This window comes from Paenibacillus sp. M2 (genome assembly GCF_046713495.1).
Taxonomy (GTDB): Bacteria; Bacillota; Bacilli; order Paenibacillales; family Paenibacillaceae; genus Paenibacillus; species Paenibacillus amylolyticus_B.
Genome location: NZ_CP169648.1, coordinates 2,217,710 through 2,233,071, shown reverse-complemented (window position 1 = coordinate 2,233,071; position 15,362 = coordinate 2,217,710). Strand labels below are relative to the sequence as shown.

Annotated in this window: 10 protein-coding genes; 1 reads left to right on the top strand and 9 read right to left on the bottom strand. The window is 47.9% G+C overall.

The window, feature by feature from the left end; all coding sequences use genetic code 11:
- Positions 1-26: 26 nt before the first annotated feature.
- The 9 genes from ACETMN_RS10385 to ACETMN_RS10345 form a co-directional block, all read right to left on the bottom strand.
- A complete protein-coding gene (locus ACETMN_RS10385; RefSeq protein ID WP_091017609.1) occupies positions 27-1,457 on the bottom strand; it encodes an NAD(P)-binding domain-containing protein in 1,431 nt (476 codons plus the stop codon).
- A gap of 336 nt (positions 1,458-1,793) precedes the next feature.
- Positions 1,794-2,033, bottom strand: coding sequence for a DUF896 domain-containing protein (locus tag ACETMN_RS10380; RefSeq protein WP_091017611.1), 240 nt, complete (start codon positions 2,031-2,033; stop codon positions 1,794-1,796).
- A 111-nt stretch (positions 2,034-2,144) separates the two neighbouring features.
- The gene (locus ACETMN_RS10375) at positions 2,145-6,752 is read right to left on the bottom strand and encodes a beta strand repeat-containing protein (protein ID WP_411736124.1); all 4,608 of its coding nucleotides are present in this window, start codon (positions 6,750-6,752) and stop codon (positions 2,145-2,147) included.
- Between the two features lie 350 nt (positions 6,753-7,102).
- Positions 7,103-8,056 carry an NAD-dependent epimerase/dehydratase family protein gene (locus ACETMN_RS10370; RefSeq protein WP_091017781.1) on the bottom strand — a complete coding sequence of 318 codons (954 nt, stop codon included), beginning with the start codon at positions 8,054-8,056 and terminating at the stop codon, positions 7,103-7,105.
- 119 nt (positions 8,057-8,175) lie between these two features.
- Positions 8,176-8,697 carry a TetR/AcrR family transcriptional regulator gene (locus ACETMN_RS10365; RefSeq protein ID WP_076318384.1) on the bottom strand — a complete coding sequence of 174 codons (522 nt, stop codon included), beginning with the start codon at positions 8,695-8,697 and terminating at the stop codon, positions 8,176-8,178.
- Between the two features lie 235 nt (positions 8,698-8,932).
- The gene (locus ACETMN_RS10360) at positions 8,933-9,745 is read right to left on the bottom strand and encodes a hypothetical protein (RefSeq protein ID WP_091017614.1); all 813 of its coding nucleotides are present in this window, start codon (positions 9,743-9,745) and stop codon (positions 8,933-8,935) included.
- On the bottom strand, positions 9,746-10,726 hold the full coding sequence (locus tag ACETMN_RS10355) for an ABC transporter substrate-binding protein (protein WP_091017616.1): 981 nt from the start codon (positions 10,724-10,726) through the stop codon (positions 9,746-9,748).
- A gap of 108 nt (positions 10,727-10,834) precedes the next feature.
- Positions 10,835-12,436, bottom strand: a complete 1,602-nt coding sequence (locus tag ACETMN_RS10350) for a helix-turn-helix domain-containing protein (RefSeq protein ID WP_091017618.1) — start codon at positions 12,434-12,436, stop codon at positions 10,835-10,837.
- Between the two features lie 51 nt (positions 12,437-12,487).
- Positions 12,488-14,509, bottom strand: coding sequence for a helix-turn-helix domain-containing protein (locus ACETMN_RS10345; protein WP_411736123.1), 2,022 nt, complete (start codon positions 14,507-14,509; stop codon positions 12,488-12,490).
- 419 nt (positions 14,510-14,928) lie between these two features.
- On the opposite strand from ACETMN_RS10345, the gene ACETMN_RS10340 reads away from it, so the two are divergent.
- On the top strand, positions 14,929-15,348 hold the full coding sequence (locus ACETMN_RS10340; protein WP_017689456.1) for a MarR family winged helix-turn-helix transcriptional regulator: 420 nt from the start codon (positions 14,929-14,931) through the stop codon (positions 15,346-15,348).
- Positions 15,349-15,362: the final 14 nt, after the last annotated feature.

Here is a 15,362-nt window from a genome sequence, read left to right as displayed (position 1 = left end):
CACGTTCGCAATATTATGGAGTGCAATTACTCAGCGAGGGCACCACTTTTCACCCATGTAGCCGTAAATTCCTGTTCTTCATACGCATAGAATTGCTGCAAAATAATCTCCCGATCATCGAGGAACAATTGATCCGCTATGGCAGAGACCAGTTTCGGCACCGCGCTCTTGGTTCCCGATATTGCCGATGCGGACAGACCGCAGCTGGCAAGTGCAGAGTAATTGAATACAAACAGTCCATGCAACTGCTCCTCCCCCTGCTCACTTCTGCTGGTCATCGCAAACCCGGAACTCAGGTATGGATGTGCGTCCAGCAACGCATTGCGATGCTCTGGTGGAGCCTGGTAACAATCCTCCCAACGGGCGATGTATGGCTCCACAAGCTTCAGTTCAGGACGGAGTGCCGGATCACTGAGAAGACCTGTGCTAATAATCAGAAAATCAAACTCATATGCTCCCTGTGCGGTATGCACAATCGCGCCTTGGTCTGTTGCTTCTACACTCAGCCAAGGCGAATTCAAATGCAACTCGAAACCAGGCCAGGCTGCCGCACGATTAAACGTATCATTGGTTGGGGGTTGATTGAATTTGAAGAAATGAGAGATCACTTCATATTTATCAGCAACCGGAAGAGCATGGTATCGCTCGATCATACCGGATTGTTCCATTTGACGAATGGGATTAATACTTGGCAGTTGTTCCCGCCGTACAAATACATGAGCCTCCGCCACACCGGTGGCAAGGGCATAACTGGCATTATCGAATGCAGAAGCACCGCCGCCAAGTACAGCAATTCTTTTACCTTTTAACCGATCAAAATCAATCGCTTCAGACGTATGGGCATACCGATCCCGAGGTAATCTATCGGCAATCATGGATGGCACATGCCACTCTCCACCACCTTGTATTCCCGTAGCAAACACGACTTTGCGAGCAAGTATAACATCCATCTGATTTCCTGCCTTGTTCACATGAAGTCGATGTATTCCGTTCTCCATAGGCTCAACCAGCGTCAATTTCACCTCATTAAGCACAGGCAGCTTCAATACTTCCCGATACCAGCGCAAATAATTCATCCAGTCTCCACGCGGGATCTTGTCTACCTCTTCCCAACCTTCGGGCCCAACCTGTGCTTCCCACCATGAGCGAAAGGTTAACGAGGGTATACCCAAATCGATGGAAGTCAGATGCTTGGGTGTGCGCAAAGTTACCATACGTGCATAAGTCTCCCAAGGTCCCTCAAGCCCTGATGCATTCTCGTCAATGACGACAATATTGGAGATCCGTTCACGAAGAAGTCCAAATGCCGCCCCTAATCCACTCTGGCCTCCACCCACAATGACGACATCATAAACACGACCATCTGCATGTTCTCTTGGACGTACCCAGTTCGCGCTACCAAATGACAAATAAGTCAGATCATTCTTCACACGTTCATTCAAAGCTTCCAGGCTCATGATTCATCAACCCTTTCGAGATACATATATGAACTATTCTTTCTTTGATTATTGGATGTGATATTGTTGTAAGTTATATTGAGGAGAATTGTGATTTCATCTTGTATTCCTAAAATATATTAGCGTTATTATATGAGTTATCAGAGATGATTTGAAGTTCGCGGCAGCTTTATTGTCACCAACACTAAAAATAACTGACATGCTTGTTAATTCGCACGAAATACCTAACGGATGGTACCTTCCTCTTTTGATGTGCTTCCTTTTAGACGGAAGATTTGCAGAATATAAAAAAAGACAGACCAAGATGTAATCTTGGTCTGTCTTATTAAAGGAATGCTATTGGCCGGCCTGTTCACGGCGCTGCATTTTTTCATTGGTTAATTTCTCGGGGGTCACATCATGACCAAGTGGGTCCACAACGGATACTGCCAACATGGTTGTCAGTACCTGACCTCGAATAGCCTGCAAATATTGTTTTCTAAGCTCTTGCTGCTCGCCTTTTTCTGCTTTCGTCAGTCCGACGCTGCTGCGTTGTTTTCGACTTAATTCATTAATGCGTCCCAAAATAGGAATCATGCAATCCACCTCACTTGTTAGTCCAATTTCCAAAAGATATTTCGAATATCTTCAAACTAACTTATTACAATTTTACGAATTTGTCCATAGGCTCCACCCGTTGAGAATTTTTTAGGTGATCTCATGCACAGACCACACAATGCCATTTGTAGAACCACTGCCCAGGTTCAACGTAACCGTTAGCCCGTTAGCAGCATAGAAGAGTCCAATCACATCTCCCGCATTCAATGCCACTTCTACCGCCAAAGTAACTGAACTGCTCCCCAAGACAGCCCGTAGTGTAAGCAATGTAACGGCTACGTTCAAGATAGGCAGCAAGCCACTAACAAGCGTTGTTACCGTTGGTGATGTTCTCTGGACAAGAAAGGCTGGATTAACCCCAGCGCCCAGTGATAAGGCGATCGCTGCGGTCGTTGCATAATTGATTGTGGCCACAATGGAATATCTTCCTGTCACTGGCACCGTATAATTACCTGTCGTTGCGTTGAAGTTGGCGTTACCATAATAAGGACTCGTTGTCGTCCAGTTGGTTAACTGTGTGCTCGTTGCTGTAGAAAGTGTAGCCAAGAAGGCCGAGAACCCTTGTGTTGCAAAGTTGGGCCCTGTTGGCCCAGTGGCCCCCGTTTCCCCGGTTGCACCTGTAGCCCCTGTGATACCTGTTGCACCCGTAGTGCCAGTTGCTCCCGTTGCTCCTGTTGCACTCGTTACACCAGTAGCACCCGTAATTCCGTTAGCTCCAGTTGGTCCTGTCGGGCCGGTTGGTCCTGTGATACCTGTAACCCCAGTTGCACCTGTAGAACCAGTTGCACCTGTAGAACCAGTAGCTCCCGTAATGCCTGCTGTTCCGGTTATTCCTGTAACTCCTGTTGTGCCGGTACTTCCGGTGGTACCCGTTGCACCTGTAGTTCCTGTTGTCCCAGTTACACCAGTTAGTCCTGTAGCTCCCGTTATTCCTGTTTCTCCAGTTGCTCCGGTGGCTCCTGTTACACCCGTTGTACCTGTAGTTCCTGTAGCACCGGTCACACCCGTGATACCCGTAATTCCTGTTGTGCCGGTGGCTCCTGATACACCTGTGAGCCCTGTAGCCCCAGCTGCTCCGGTCGCGCCAGTAACTCCGGTTATGCCAGTCGCACCAGTGGCTCCGGTTGGTCCTGTTGTACCTGTCGTGCCGGTAACGCCTGTTGCACCCATCTCTCCAGTCGAGCCGGTTACGCCAGTAATTCCCGTAGTTCCGGTTGCCCCAGTCGTTCCTGCAACCCCTGTTATACCTGTTTCCCCAGTGGCTCCGGTCGCACCGGTTGGTCCCGTTACACCTGTCGTACCGGTAGCGCCTGTTACACCCGTCTCTCCTGTAATGCCCGTAGTTCCTGTTGCTCCAGTCACACCTGTGACCCCAGTTAGACCCGTCTCACCAGTTTGGCCAGTTGTGCCGGTGGCGCCTGTAATTCCAGTAGCTCCAGTCACACCCGTAATGCCAGTTACGCCGGTCGTGCCGGTTATTCCTGTTTCACCAGTAATACCCGTTGCTCCTGTAACTCCAGTCGTACCTGTGACTCCGGTTATGCCAGTTGTGCCAGTTACACCAGTAGCTCCCGTAGTACCCGTACTTCCCGTTGCTCCAGTCGTACCTGTCACCCCTGTTGGACCTGTAGCTCCAGTAGTTCCGGTTGCACCAGTAATTCCTGTGGCTCCTGTTACACCAGTAACTCCCGTGATACCTGTTGCCCCAATCGTACCTGTTGGTCCTGTTTCACCGGTGACCCCGGTTATGCCACTAACTCCGGTTGCACCTGTAACACCAGTTGTTCCCGTCGCACCCGTAGTTCCAGTTACACCGGTTGCTCCAGTTACTCCTGTTGGGCCAGTCAAACCGGTAGATCCCGTTGCACCTGTAGCCCCGGTGACACCAGTGACTCCTGTTAGCCCAGTTGCACCAGTTGTTCCGGTTACTCCCGTGGCACCTGTACTTCCTGTTTCTCCAGTCGCACCCGTAGGACCTGTAATACCAGTTGCACCTGTACCCCCTGTTAGACCCGTCTCTCCAGTGACACCTGTTGCTCCGGTTACTCCTGTAATACCAGTTACACCCGTTGTGCCCGTCGGTCCTGTTCCACCAGTTGGGCCAGTCGAACCTGTAATTCCCGTTTCTCCAGTTGCACCGGTCGGTCCCGTCACACCAGTGGTACCTGTGACCCCTGTTGGACCTGTAGCTCCAGTAATTCCTGTGGCTCCTGTGCTCCCAGTTAGACCTGTCTCTCCAGTGACGCCTGTTGCTCCGGTCGCACCAATTGTACCCGTAACACCAGTTAAGCCAGTCGTGCCGGCTGGCCCTGTTTCTCCGGTGACCCCGGTTATGCCCGTAGCTCCGGTAATACCAGTTGAACCAGTAGACCCGGTGAGTCCCGTCGCGCCAGTTATACCAGTAATTCCTGTTGTGCCACTACCTCCAGTTGCACCTGTAACACCAGTTGTTCCCGTTATGCCAGTTAAACCAGTCGTGCCAGTTGGGCCAATCGAACCGGTAGGGCCCGTTAGACCTGTGAACCCTGTTTCTCCAGTAACACCTGTCGTTCCGGTTACGCCAGTCACTCCCGAGATACCTGTAATTCCGGTTGCTCCTGTCGCCCCAGTCGATCCCGTAGGTCCCGTCGCGCCTGTGAATCCTGTTAGACCCGTTTCCCCAGTGACTCCAGTCAGTCCGGTAACTCCGGTCACGCCTGTGATACCCGTGGTTCCAGTAATGCCAGTTAGTCCAGTTGTACCTGTAATTCCAGTTTCTCCAGTTGCACCGTTCAGTCCCGTCACACCAGTCGGACCTGTGATCCCGGTTAACCCCGTCTCTCCTGTAGGGCCAGTCGAACCGGTAGGTCCCGTTACACCTGTGACCCCAGTTATACCCGTTTCCCCGGTGACACCAGTGACTCCTGTTAGACCCGACTCTCCAGTTACACCAGTTGTGCCGGTTGGTCCCGTTACACCTGTGTTCCCTGTTAGACCAGTCTCCCCAGTAACGCCAGTGGTTCCGGTCGCTCCCGTAAATCCGGTGTCACCCGTTGGTCCTGTATTTCCCGTCAGACCTGTAGCTCCTGTCTCTCCAGTGACGCCTGTTGCTCCGGTCACACCAATTGTACCCGTAACGCCAGTCAAGCCAGTTGTGCCGGTTGGCCCTGTTTCGCCGGTGACCCCGGTTATACCAGTAGCTCCGGTATTACCAGTTGAACCAGTAACCCCGGTGAGTCCTGTCGCACCAGTTACACCAGCAATTCCTGTTGTGCCACTAACTCCGGTTGCACCTGTAACACCAGTTGTTCCCGTCGCACCCGTACTTCCAGTAGCTCCAGTTAGACCTGTTAGTCCTGTCTCTCCTGTTGGGCCAGTCGAACCAGTTGAGCCCGTTACACCTGCAGCCCCAGTTAGACCCGTTTCCCCGGTGACACCTGTGACTCCTGTTAGCCCCGTCCCTCCAGTCGCACCTGTTGGGCCTGTCGTACCTGTAATTCCTATTTCTCCAGTAGCGCCGGTCGGTCCTGTCTCACCTGCCATGCCGGTGTTCCCAGTTAGACCCGCCTCTCCAGTTGCACCAGTTGCTCCGGTAACGCCCGTTGTTCCTGTGGTACCGGTAGTTCCCGTTACTCCTGTATCCCCGGTGGGTCCTGACACACCAGTCGTACCTGTGACTCCGGTAGTGCCCGTGGCACCAGTTGCTCCGATCGCACCTGTACTGCCTGTAAATCCAGTAATACCTGTTGCACCTGTTATTCCAGTCGTTCCCGTTGTGCCCGCAATTCCAGTAACGCCAGTTAATCCGGTTGTACCTGTTGGTCCTGTTTCACCAGTGACACCACTTATACCAGTGGCCCCAGCGAGTCCTGTCACACCAGTCGTACCTGTGATACCGGTAGTGCCAGTAGCACCAGTTGCTCCAGTAATTCCCGTGAGGCCTGTAATTCCAGTAGAACCGGTTACACCTGTGGTACCCGTAACGCCAGGTAATCCGGTCGTACCTGTTGATCCTGTTTCACCAGTACTTCCAGTGGCCCCAGCGAGTCCTGTCACACCAGTCGTGCCTGTTTCGCCGGTTGCTCCTATCACTCCCGTTAATCCAGTTGCTCCCGTAGTGCCTGTTGTTCCAGAAATACCAGTGCTTCCTGTAACTCCAGTCTCACCCGTAATACCTGTTAGACCCGTCTCTCCAGTGACGCCAGTCGCTCCCGTCGCACCAGTACTTCCTGTAGTTCCGGGTACACCAGTAGCTCCCGTAGACCCGATCCCCCCAGTGGGTCCTGTCGTACCAGTAAGTCCCTTTAGACCCGTACTTCCCGTTGCTCCTATTGCCCCAGTAAATCCTGTAGCACCTGTGACTCCTGTGATACCTGTGGTTCCAGTAATACCAGTTGCTCCGGAAATACCCGTAGTACCTGTAAATCCGGTTATACCCGTTAAACCATTGGCACCCGTCGGACCTGTAATTCCTGGGGTTCCTGTCGCTCCAGTCACTCCCGTGAATCCTGTCTCACCAGTAGATCCCGTTAGTCCCATCACACCAATTCCGGTTGGGCCAGTTGCGCCGGTTGTTCCTGTGACTCCAGTTATTCCGGTACTTCCCGTGGTTCCAGTTACTCCGGTCCGTCCTATTAAACTGGTTGCTCCCCATATGCCGGGATACCCAGGATCTCCGGTTAACCCAGTAGCGCCTGTTGCTCCAGTGAATCCTCTCATTCCTTGATAACCCCGTGGTCCGCGAAGGAAAGGAATCCTGTGGCTTTTCTTTTTTTTGCATTTACGTCTGCTTTTCTTACAAGACTTACTCTTCTTCTTTGGGATAGAGTGCTTTTTTGATTTTTTTGATTTCCGTTTACCTGTACTGATTGAGGAAATTTTGCGTCTCCTTTTGGATATACCGCTCACAAGAGAATCCCCCCTCCTTGTACACCACATCAAATCCCCGCATTTTACAATAGTACACTCTATGCCCTGGACTAGCTTTGTGCGCCCCTATTAAATATACCTATAACACCTTAGCAGTTAGTGATCAATCAATTACTTTTCTCCAAAAAATATATTCCCCTCTACTCCCCCTGCAACTCCTTAATCGTCAACGCAATTCCTTCTTCAAAAGATGTTGCCACAACCGGGCCAATCCGTTCCTCATATTTCTGTCTACTCAAGATCAGGGGTTCCTCGGTCAGATATAACATTTCTACAATTTCTTTCATAACGGGTACACCTAGTCCAATCAACGACAACCTTATTTTTCCTAACGCCATCACAGGTTTGCTTCTTCCCGCAGCCTTCTGTGCCAATCGCACGATGTCATGACCCGAGATGATCCCCGATCCAGGAATGTTCCAATTCTGTCCATACGTCATCTCTCTGCTAGCCAGCTCCACCACCATGACTGCAGCATCCGGTAAATAGATGTACTCTCTGGGTACCTTCATATTTCCGATAAAAAAAGCCATCTTACTTTTTGCTATCGCTTCAAGGGTTGAACCCAGATAGGAAGCTTGATTAGCCGATGGGCCATAATAGTCTGGCAAGCGAACAATCATCACCTGAGCTCTGCTCCATCTTGTGCTGAATAACATCTGTTCATAGGCAAGTCGTGTCTTGCCTTTTCGGGTATGTGGCTGCTTCGGATGTTCTTCCGTTACCTCGCTCATTTGTCTTCTACCATAAGGGTAGATTCCGTCTATTACAACCACGTTAAGACCCAAGTGTTCTGCCGCCGCCATCACGGATTCGCCCAGCGGAATTAGCCTGCTTTCCATCTCGTTATACGGGACATTCGCACAATGAAACATGACATCCGTTTCTAGGGAAGCAGCGATAATATCATCCGACCGAAATGCATCTCCCACTGCGATTTGCAGGTGATCTGGAGATCCCAACTTTACCGCAAGTTGCTCCAGTTTTTGACGGGATCGCCCAAATGCAATTGTAAAAATACCCCGTCTAATCAATTCTTCCGTAATTGCTGCACCTGTTCCACCTGTGGCTCCAATCACAATAGCTCTTTTCATCATACATCGACCTCTTTCATCCATTTAGTGATTGATCAATTACTTATCTGAAAACAATATAACCCATATTTAGTGATTGATCAATAACTAAAATTCAAAAAGGGATTTTTCCTCCCTCTCTATCGCTCCTTCAGCTCCGGCATATCCAGTGCATTGGATACATTACACAACATCCCGATTGCCAGAAAAATCATGGTTCTTTTTAGCGGTTCAGCAATTCCTGCAACGGTGAAAGCTTCCAATACCATGCTTCGTACATCACTAATGCCTTTTTGCATGGCCTGACGAATGACTTCCTCCCGGATCGTTTGCGCCTGCATCTGAAGCAAGATTTCGCTCTTGTGCGATTCCAGAATCTTATCGTAGGCTTCAATGAGATCATTCTCTAACTGATCTGGTGTCGCCGTCTCAACCACAATTCGAAACGAATCAATCACCCGTGTCCATGAGACCTCAATTGCAGTTAATAATAAAGCTTCTTTTGTTTTGAAAAAACGAAATATATACGGCTGTGAGATCTGTGCCCGTTCAGCCACCTGGGCTGTAGTCGCACGATAATAGCCAATTTCCGCGAAGACGTCAATTGCTGCAGAGATAATATCATTTCGCCGGTTAACCGACGCTGCTGTATCTTTAGCCATGGTAATTCGTCCTCCAATAGTTAGTGATTAATTGATCAATAGCTTGTAGTATAACGAATACTATCCCTCAATGCAAAGGTATCGTGACCCTGTACAAAGCCAACAAACCCGCAGACGCTGGCTCAAGCCGCTGCAGGTTGTGTAGCTTGTTGATCCTAGATTCTACCCATTGGAAACCGAAGAGAACATGGATTGTCTCAAACAGATTCGTACCATACGGTACAAGAGTGTCTGTTCACTGCTGGAGAAGTTTGCTCAATCGGGAATCCGAATCCAGCTTCGGACAACTGTTGCAATAACCATGTGTATGACTGCCGTCTCCAACTTGATAAGCCAAACAACAATATCGACGTATCAAGAACGGCTGTCCTTGCCACTCGGGGTGATCAAAGCGATTCAGCTTCATGGCAAATGTAAATGCATTTTCATTTTGTTCGTCAAACCATATGCTTTGATCTTCCTTGATCTGTTCAAGCCGCTGATCCGTCTTCCATATGCTCTGATCATTGATCATTCGTTCATACAATTGTTGCACATTATGGGCAACTAGAGACCACATCACCTTATCGCTCGCTCCTGTACTAACGGCTACTGCTCGCAGAACGGGTTCAAGATGTAACAGCATTCTCTTCTTGAGCAAGCCGCTCTCTGATCTGCGCTGAACAGGATCTCCACCCTCCAGAAAGGTGCTCTTCAGCCGAGTCTCATATCGCATGCCACCTGCTCCATTCAATTCAAACCGCACATCATCGTCTGCAATGCTAAGTATCGTATCGTATAGACTGAATGCTGAGATTACGGACATAACAAATACGGAGTAACGCTTAGCAAAAAGTGTACCAACGGCCACACTTCCTTTGCCTCCCAGTTGAAGCCCTTGCTGCATAGCCTGTTCACGCAGTATCAAGTTTCGTTTCTCTTCATTCAGCAGATCCTTCACACGGAAAGGATACTTGGAATCATCGCAGTCCACTCGGATCGTCGTCACAAAAAATTGCTGTATCGCTTCCGACATCTCTAAATAGTCATGTCTTGGATAACGTCTCATCTATTGAATCATCTCTTCAACTTCGTTGATAATCTCGCTTCGCCCAATCGCTCCCCAGCCCTTAAACAACCAGAACGAGTCTGTCGTATAGACCTGATCTGCACCAACAGCCGGTACTCCCTTCCAGAGTGAGCTTGCATTGATGTTGTTTAAATACTCATCGGCATTCGGGTCAATCTCCAGAATTACAAAATCAGCATCCACATCTGCTATTTTCTCCATGGATAAGTCCTCACGTTGTTCGGCAGGTGTCACAGTCGTTGGCACAAATCCAAGATCATCATATAAAAGTGTGTTGGTTGGATGTCCTTTTGCCGCGTATATTTGCAAGGTCTTCTCTCTTACACGCAGATAAGCCAACTTTTTTTGATCCAGTTGTTCGATCTTCGCTTTTAATTGCTTCGCCTGCTGCTCTACCTCGGCTATCTTTTCTTTTGCCAGATCCACTTTGTTGTACATCCCGGCAATGGTCAACAGATCCTGTGTCCAATAGGTTGTATCATCAGCATAATCCAGCCATTCAGTACCAAGTACAATCGTCGGAGCGATTTTCTCCAACTGATCATACATACTCTCCGCAGTTCGACTCTCAATAACGATGACATCCGGATCAATCTGAAGGATAGCCTCCAGGTTAGGACTATCTGCCGACCCTACCGTTGGAACGCCGGCAAGCTGATCTGCAAGGTAAGGCAAATAATCTCCTCCGTAACGAACTTCTACATTAACGCCTGCTGGTTTCTCACCAATCGTCAACATGTGATCGATGTAAGCAGCAGATAATACCACCATACGCTCTATCTTTTGCGGTACAACCGCTGTTCCTTTAAGATGCTCAATCGTTTGCGTACCACTCTCTTCCACAGGTGTATCCTGTTGCGGAGGCGTTGCTTCCGTTACTTCTGATGCCTTGCTACATGCCGTCAGAACGAGCACAAGCAGGGCCAACAGTATCATCGTTGCTGCTCTCTGTCTTACCATTTGTAGTAAATCCCCTCTGCTATTTAATAATAATAATCATTATCACTATAGTAGGGAAAAGCATACAGGCTTACCATGGATTATTCCACTCTCTTCTCTTGCACAATATCACCGTAAGGTAACCCCAAGTTGCTCTGCCACATATCGCATGGCCCACATGCGTCCGGTTGGACCCAGCGTTTTGAAAAAAATATCTCCTGCATTATATACATGGCCTTCTTGAACAGCCTTTAATGCCAACCATGCACTGGATTGCTGTAATTGCCTCAGTTGAGCACGTGCCTCTTCTGTGGGATCGACCATTACAAACACATGATCCACGTCGTATAACTGCAAATCGCTAACTTTACTCTCTACAGCCCACTGTTGTTCCGGAAAATCACGAGGCAAATAAAATCCCAGATCATCATACAATAGGGCACCTGTCTGGTTGTTCAATCCATACATTCGGTAGAAATGAGAAGTCACTCGGATGAACATGGCACTCTGTTTCCCCCACCTGGATTGAATACGCCCTCGAAGAACCCGACTCAGTTCAGCATGTTGTTCTATCCACTGTACAGCCTGTTCGGTGCGGCCCATAATGTCCGCCATATACAGAAGTCTTTCCCCAAAATGGTTGGTGTGCTCCAGCATGGTGGTAGGCGCGATACGATGCAGTGAGTCATTTGGTTCCAAACGATCACTCGTAATGATCAGGTCCGGTTGGACTCGCCTCAAATCATCATAGTTCTGATTGAAGCTATCCAGGATAACCCCCTGATGACTGTGTGCTTGAAGCGCAGGTATGGCAACATGACGAGCCACCCTCTGACCATAGGATAAAGCGGATACTGGCCTCAAACCGAGCGTTATCACATAATCGTCCAACCCGTAATATAAGGTGGCAATGCGATTCACTTTATTTTTCATATACAACGTTGGGGCGATTCCTTCGTTTTTCTTAAAGACTCTGCTGAAATAGTGCTCGTCCTTATAACCCACTTGCTCCGCAATTTCCTTGATTTTATCTGAAGAAAATAACAACTGTTTGGCCTTTGTCATACGTAGCTTCAGTATATATTCAATCGGGGTCATATTTATTTGTCGTTTGAATGTTCTTATAAAATGATTCACACTAAGCCCTGCCATGCGGGCCATCTGATCAATTCGAATGTCTTCCATATACTGATTCGTCATATATTCAAGTGCCAAATCCATCCCCGCTACAGGGGGAGCTGCTTCATTCACGTGCATCATTAACTGAATCAACAACTGATGCAAAAGATGTTTCCTGCGCGTCTTTTCCAGACTCGTAAACGAGTGTTTTCCACTCACCAGGGTATCCATCATCTCCTGAATATCACGTGTATTGGAAGGAACATTAAGTTTGCCCGTCACAGGAAAATCAACTGCATCGCTATGCCAAGCATTCCGGCTTCGGGTAAGTGTCACACAGGAAAATAAAATGATCTGATATCGGACGGGGGCTTCCATATCTGTCTGAAACTCCACATGCATTCCTGGCTTCAACAAAAACCACTCGTCTTGAGATACCGTATGTACAATGTTATCCATAGACAAAGATCCCTTGCCAACGATGACCCTGCAAATGGCGAACCTTTTCCAGATCCGACGCTGTACAGCCCGCGGATTGCTAGAGTAATGGCAGACGTGGACAGCAGAGAAATGTAGTTGCTCCAGTTGTTTGATCCAATCATTTTCCTCCATGCTCACGTCCCCTCCCTGTTCTGATCCGATTCTATGTGAACTGATCACACTCTATTTTTCAGCTCCCAATAGTAAATTCTTTATACTATCCAACTGCAACTCCAGTGAATAGGGATCTTCCATGACAAACTCATCCTCTGTACCATCCAAGGAACCATAGGCGTAGACTTGTCCTTTCTGCACAGCGGGCAGACGTTTCCAAACCTCGCTGTTCAGGATCTCTTTGGCGTCCTCACTACCCGAACCATATAAGAAGATATGGTCTCCCATATACTCAGGCAGTACTTCAAGGGAGATCGTCTCGAATCCATCCTTCATTTCGAGTGCTTGCTGAGTTGGAGGCAGTTTCAGCATCTCATAGATCGTGGAACTACCATAGTTCCCGCCTTCTGCACCAAGTACATACAACGCTTTGTACCCTATTTGTATAATCGATACGGTCTCGCCTTCTTTAATTACACCAGCAATCTGCTTCTTAGTCTCTTCGATATTCTCTTCATATGTCGTGATCCATTGCTCTGCTTCCTTCTCTTTTCCAAAAACACCAGCAATTCGGCGCAGCTTTTCCAGTGGGCCAGACGTTTTATCGCCTTCCCAATAAGGTAAAAAGACAGTCGTTGCAATTTTTTCGTAATCCTCAATATTTTTATCAATGGAACCGATGATAAGATCCGGCTCAAGTGACACTAACTTCTCCAGATTCATTGGAAACTCTCCTCCCAAATCCTCAATACCCGCTATAACATCAGCAGCAATGCCAGACTTTTCAATCCATCCTTCGTTCAGCATAAATGTTCTTACACCAACCGGTACAATGCCCAGTTTCAGCAGGTACCCCATATATTGATCCGAAGCAACACGCTGCGGGTTGGCCGGAATCACCACATCTCCTCTCAATGTAGAAACCGTCCGTGTCTCTGGTTGAGCAGTCGATTTCCCTGCCTCCGTTACCTGGTTACCCGATTGTGTAGTAGCCGCGTTAGTCTCTGTTTGCGTACCACTTGCAGACGGTGCAGGACTGGAACAGGCCGCGAGTAGTAATGTGAGACACAGCATCATGCTTACTGCTGTCATTTTGAATTTTCCTTGCATCAGTAATTCCCCTCCAACATTCTTTTGATATTGATAATCAATATCATTATATAAAGAGGGATGTAGCGGATGAAGGGCATTTTCTTGCATCACACTGGGCAAATCTTGCTTTTGGTTCATTGCCAATGCCTTTTTTGAGTTATGTAACCGTTGGCTTAGACCTTTTTTGTAACGAATTGGTGATAGTCCTTTGATTTTTTTGAAACTGCGACTTAGTGAATGTGCATCTGGATAACCGACTTGCTCTGCAATCTGTTGCAACGTAGCACCCGTATGCACCAGAAGATGTGCAGCCCTCTCCATTCGGATCTGGCCAAGATATTGGATGGGACTGATGTTCAACTTTTGCTTGAACAATCTGGACAAGTGCCCCACGCTGCATTCCAATGCTTCTGCCATTACATCAAGAGCTATGGGTTCGTGCAGATGAGCATTCATATAATCAATAGCCTGTGTGACCGTATCCGGTTTATGTGTCTGAATGGATTGTTCGTGTACGTCTGCCAACAAAGAATATACCCATTGATGAAATAAGGTTTTGGCATGTAACTTTGCGAGTTTGGTAGACTGCTCCCACTCCTGCTTCAATTCCTCCATACACTGATACATGTGCAGCGGATGGGTTGGTACGAGTGCATATTGGTCCTGAAACGGACGTTCATGGTCCATCAGATGCTGAATTTCCATCCCACAGGGCAAGGACAGAATGGCTTTGTACAAAATCATATAATACACCACGCCCGAATCCGTCTCCATGTTTAAATACGCCTGCTTGCCTCCATGAATGATGTGGAATCCCTCCACGATGTATCTGTGTTGATCCATTCGTATCCGTGCACTTCCGTCGGTGATATACAGATAGGTACTCGCTGGTAGTTGATAATTCTTCAGCTTCTCCCCAGGATGCAAAGCGTTTTGGCGTACATCCAGTATTTTGACAAAAACATGATTCCACAACCTGATGTGATCATTCAAATTCATCTCCGCTGTACTTTCCCTCCTGCCATGCTACATCGACATACCTTTTTGCTGCTGTTATGAACTGCCTGTTAATTTCGTTCATCATGTACATTTCATTTTATTATAAAATAGTTGATAACAATTCTCAATAACATAAATAATCAATATTAACTTATACATTTGGACACCCTATACGGACTGTAATGTATACGTAGCGGGAAAATAGCGCCAGCATCAGCAACATTTTCTAAGCTGTTGCAAAATCATAAACGGCATGATATATTAATTGAGCCATCAATGATTGACGCATCAAATATTGATACATCAATGATCGAGAGCATCCAAATAATCATTAGGCAATGGCATTGTATACTGCAACATTAATCATTGGTTAACATACGCCGTTGTTCATGATTCAGATTCACCCGGGAGGTCTAGTCATGACACGTATTGTTTCCAAAGAAGAACAGATCATCAACCTGCTGAACGTGTTGGGCAACAAAATCAGTCCCAAGTTCGAACGCTGTACGGGTATCAGTTCCTCTCGCTTTGAAATTCTGCATGAGCTGGATCAGGTCGATGAGATTAACCAATCCATGCTGCAGAAAATCATTAACATTGATAGTGCTGCGATAACACGCCACTTAAAACAGCTTGAGGCAGACCTGATGGTTACAAGACGTAAGAACCCCGATGATAATCGGGTCACTTTTGTTCGTCTGACGGACCACGGTCGGAAGCAGATTGAAGGCTACAAAGCTGAGAAGACTAATTTTATCAACCAGATTTTACAGGATTTCAGTGAAGACGAAGTTCAGTCACTCGCCGATTTCCTGGAACGTATGCACAACAATTTCTAAACCCATATATAGAG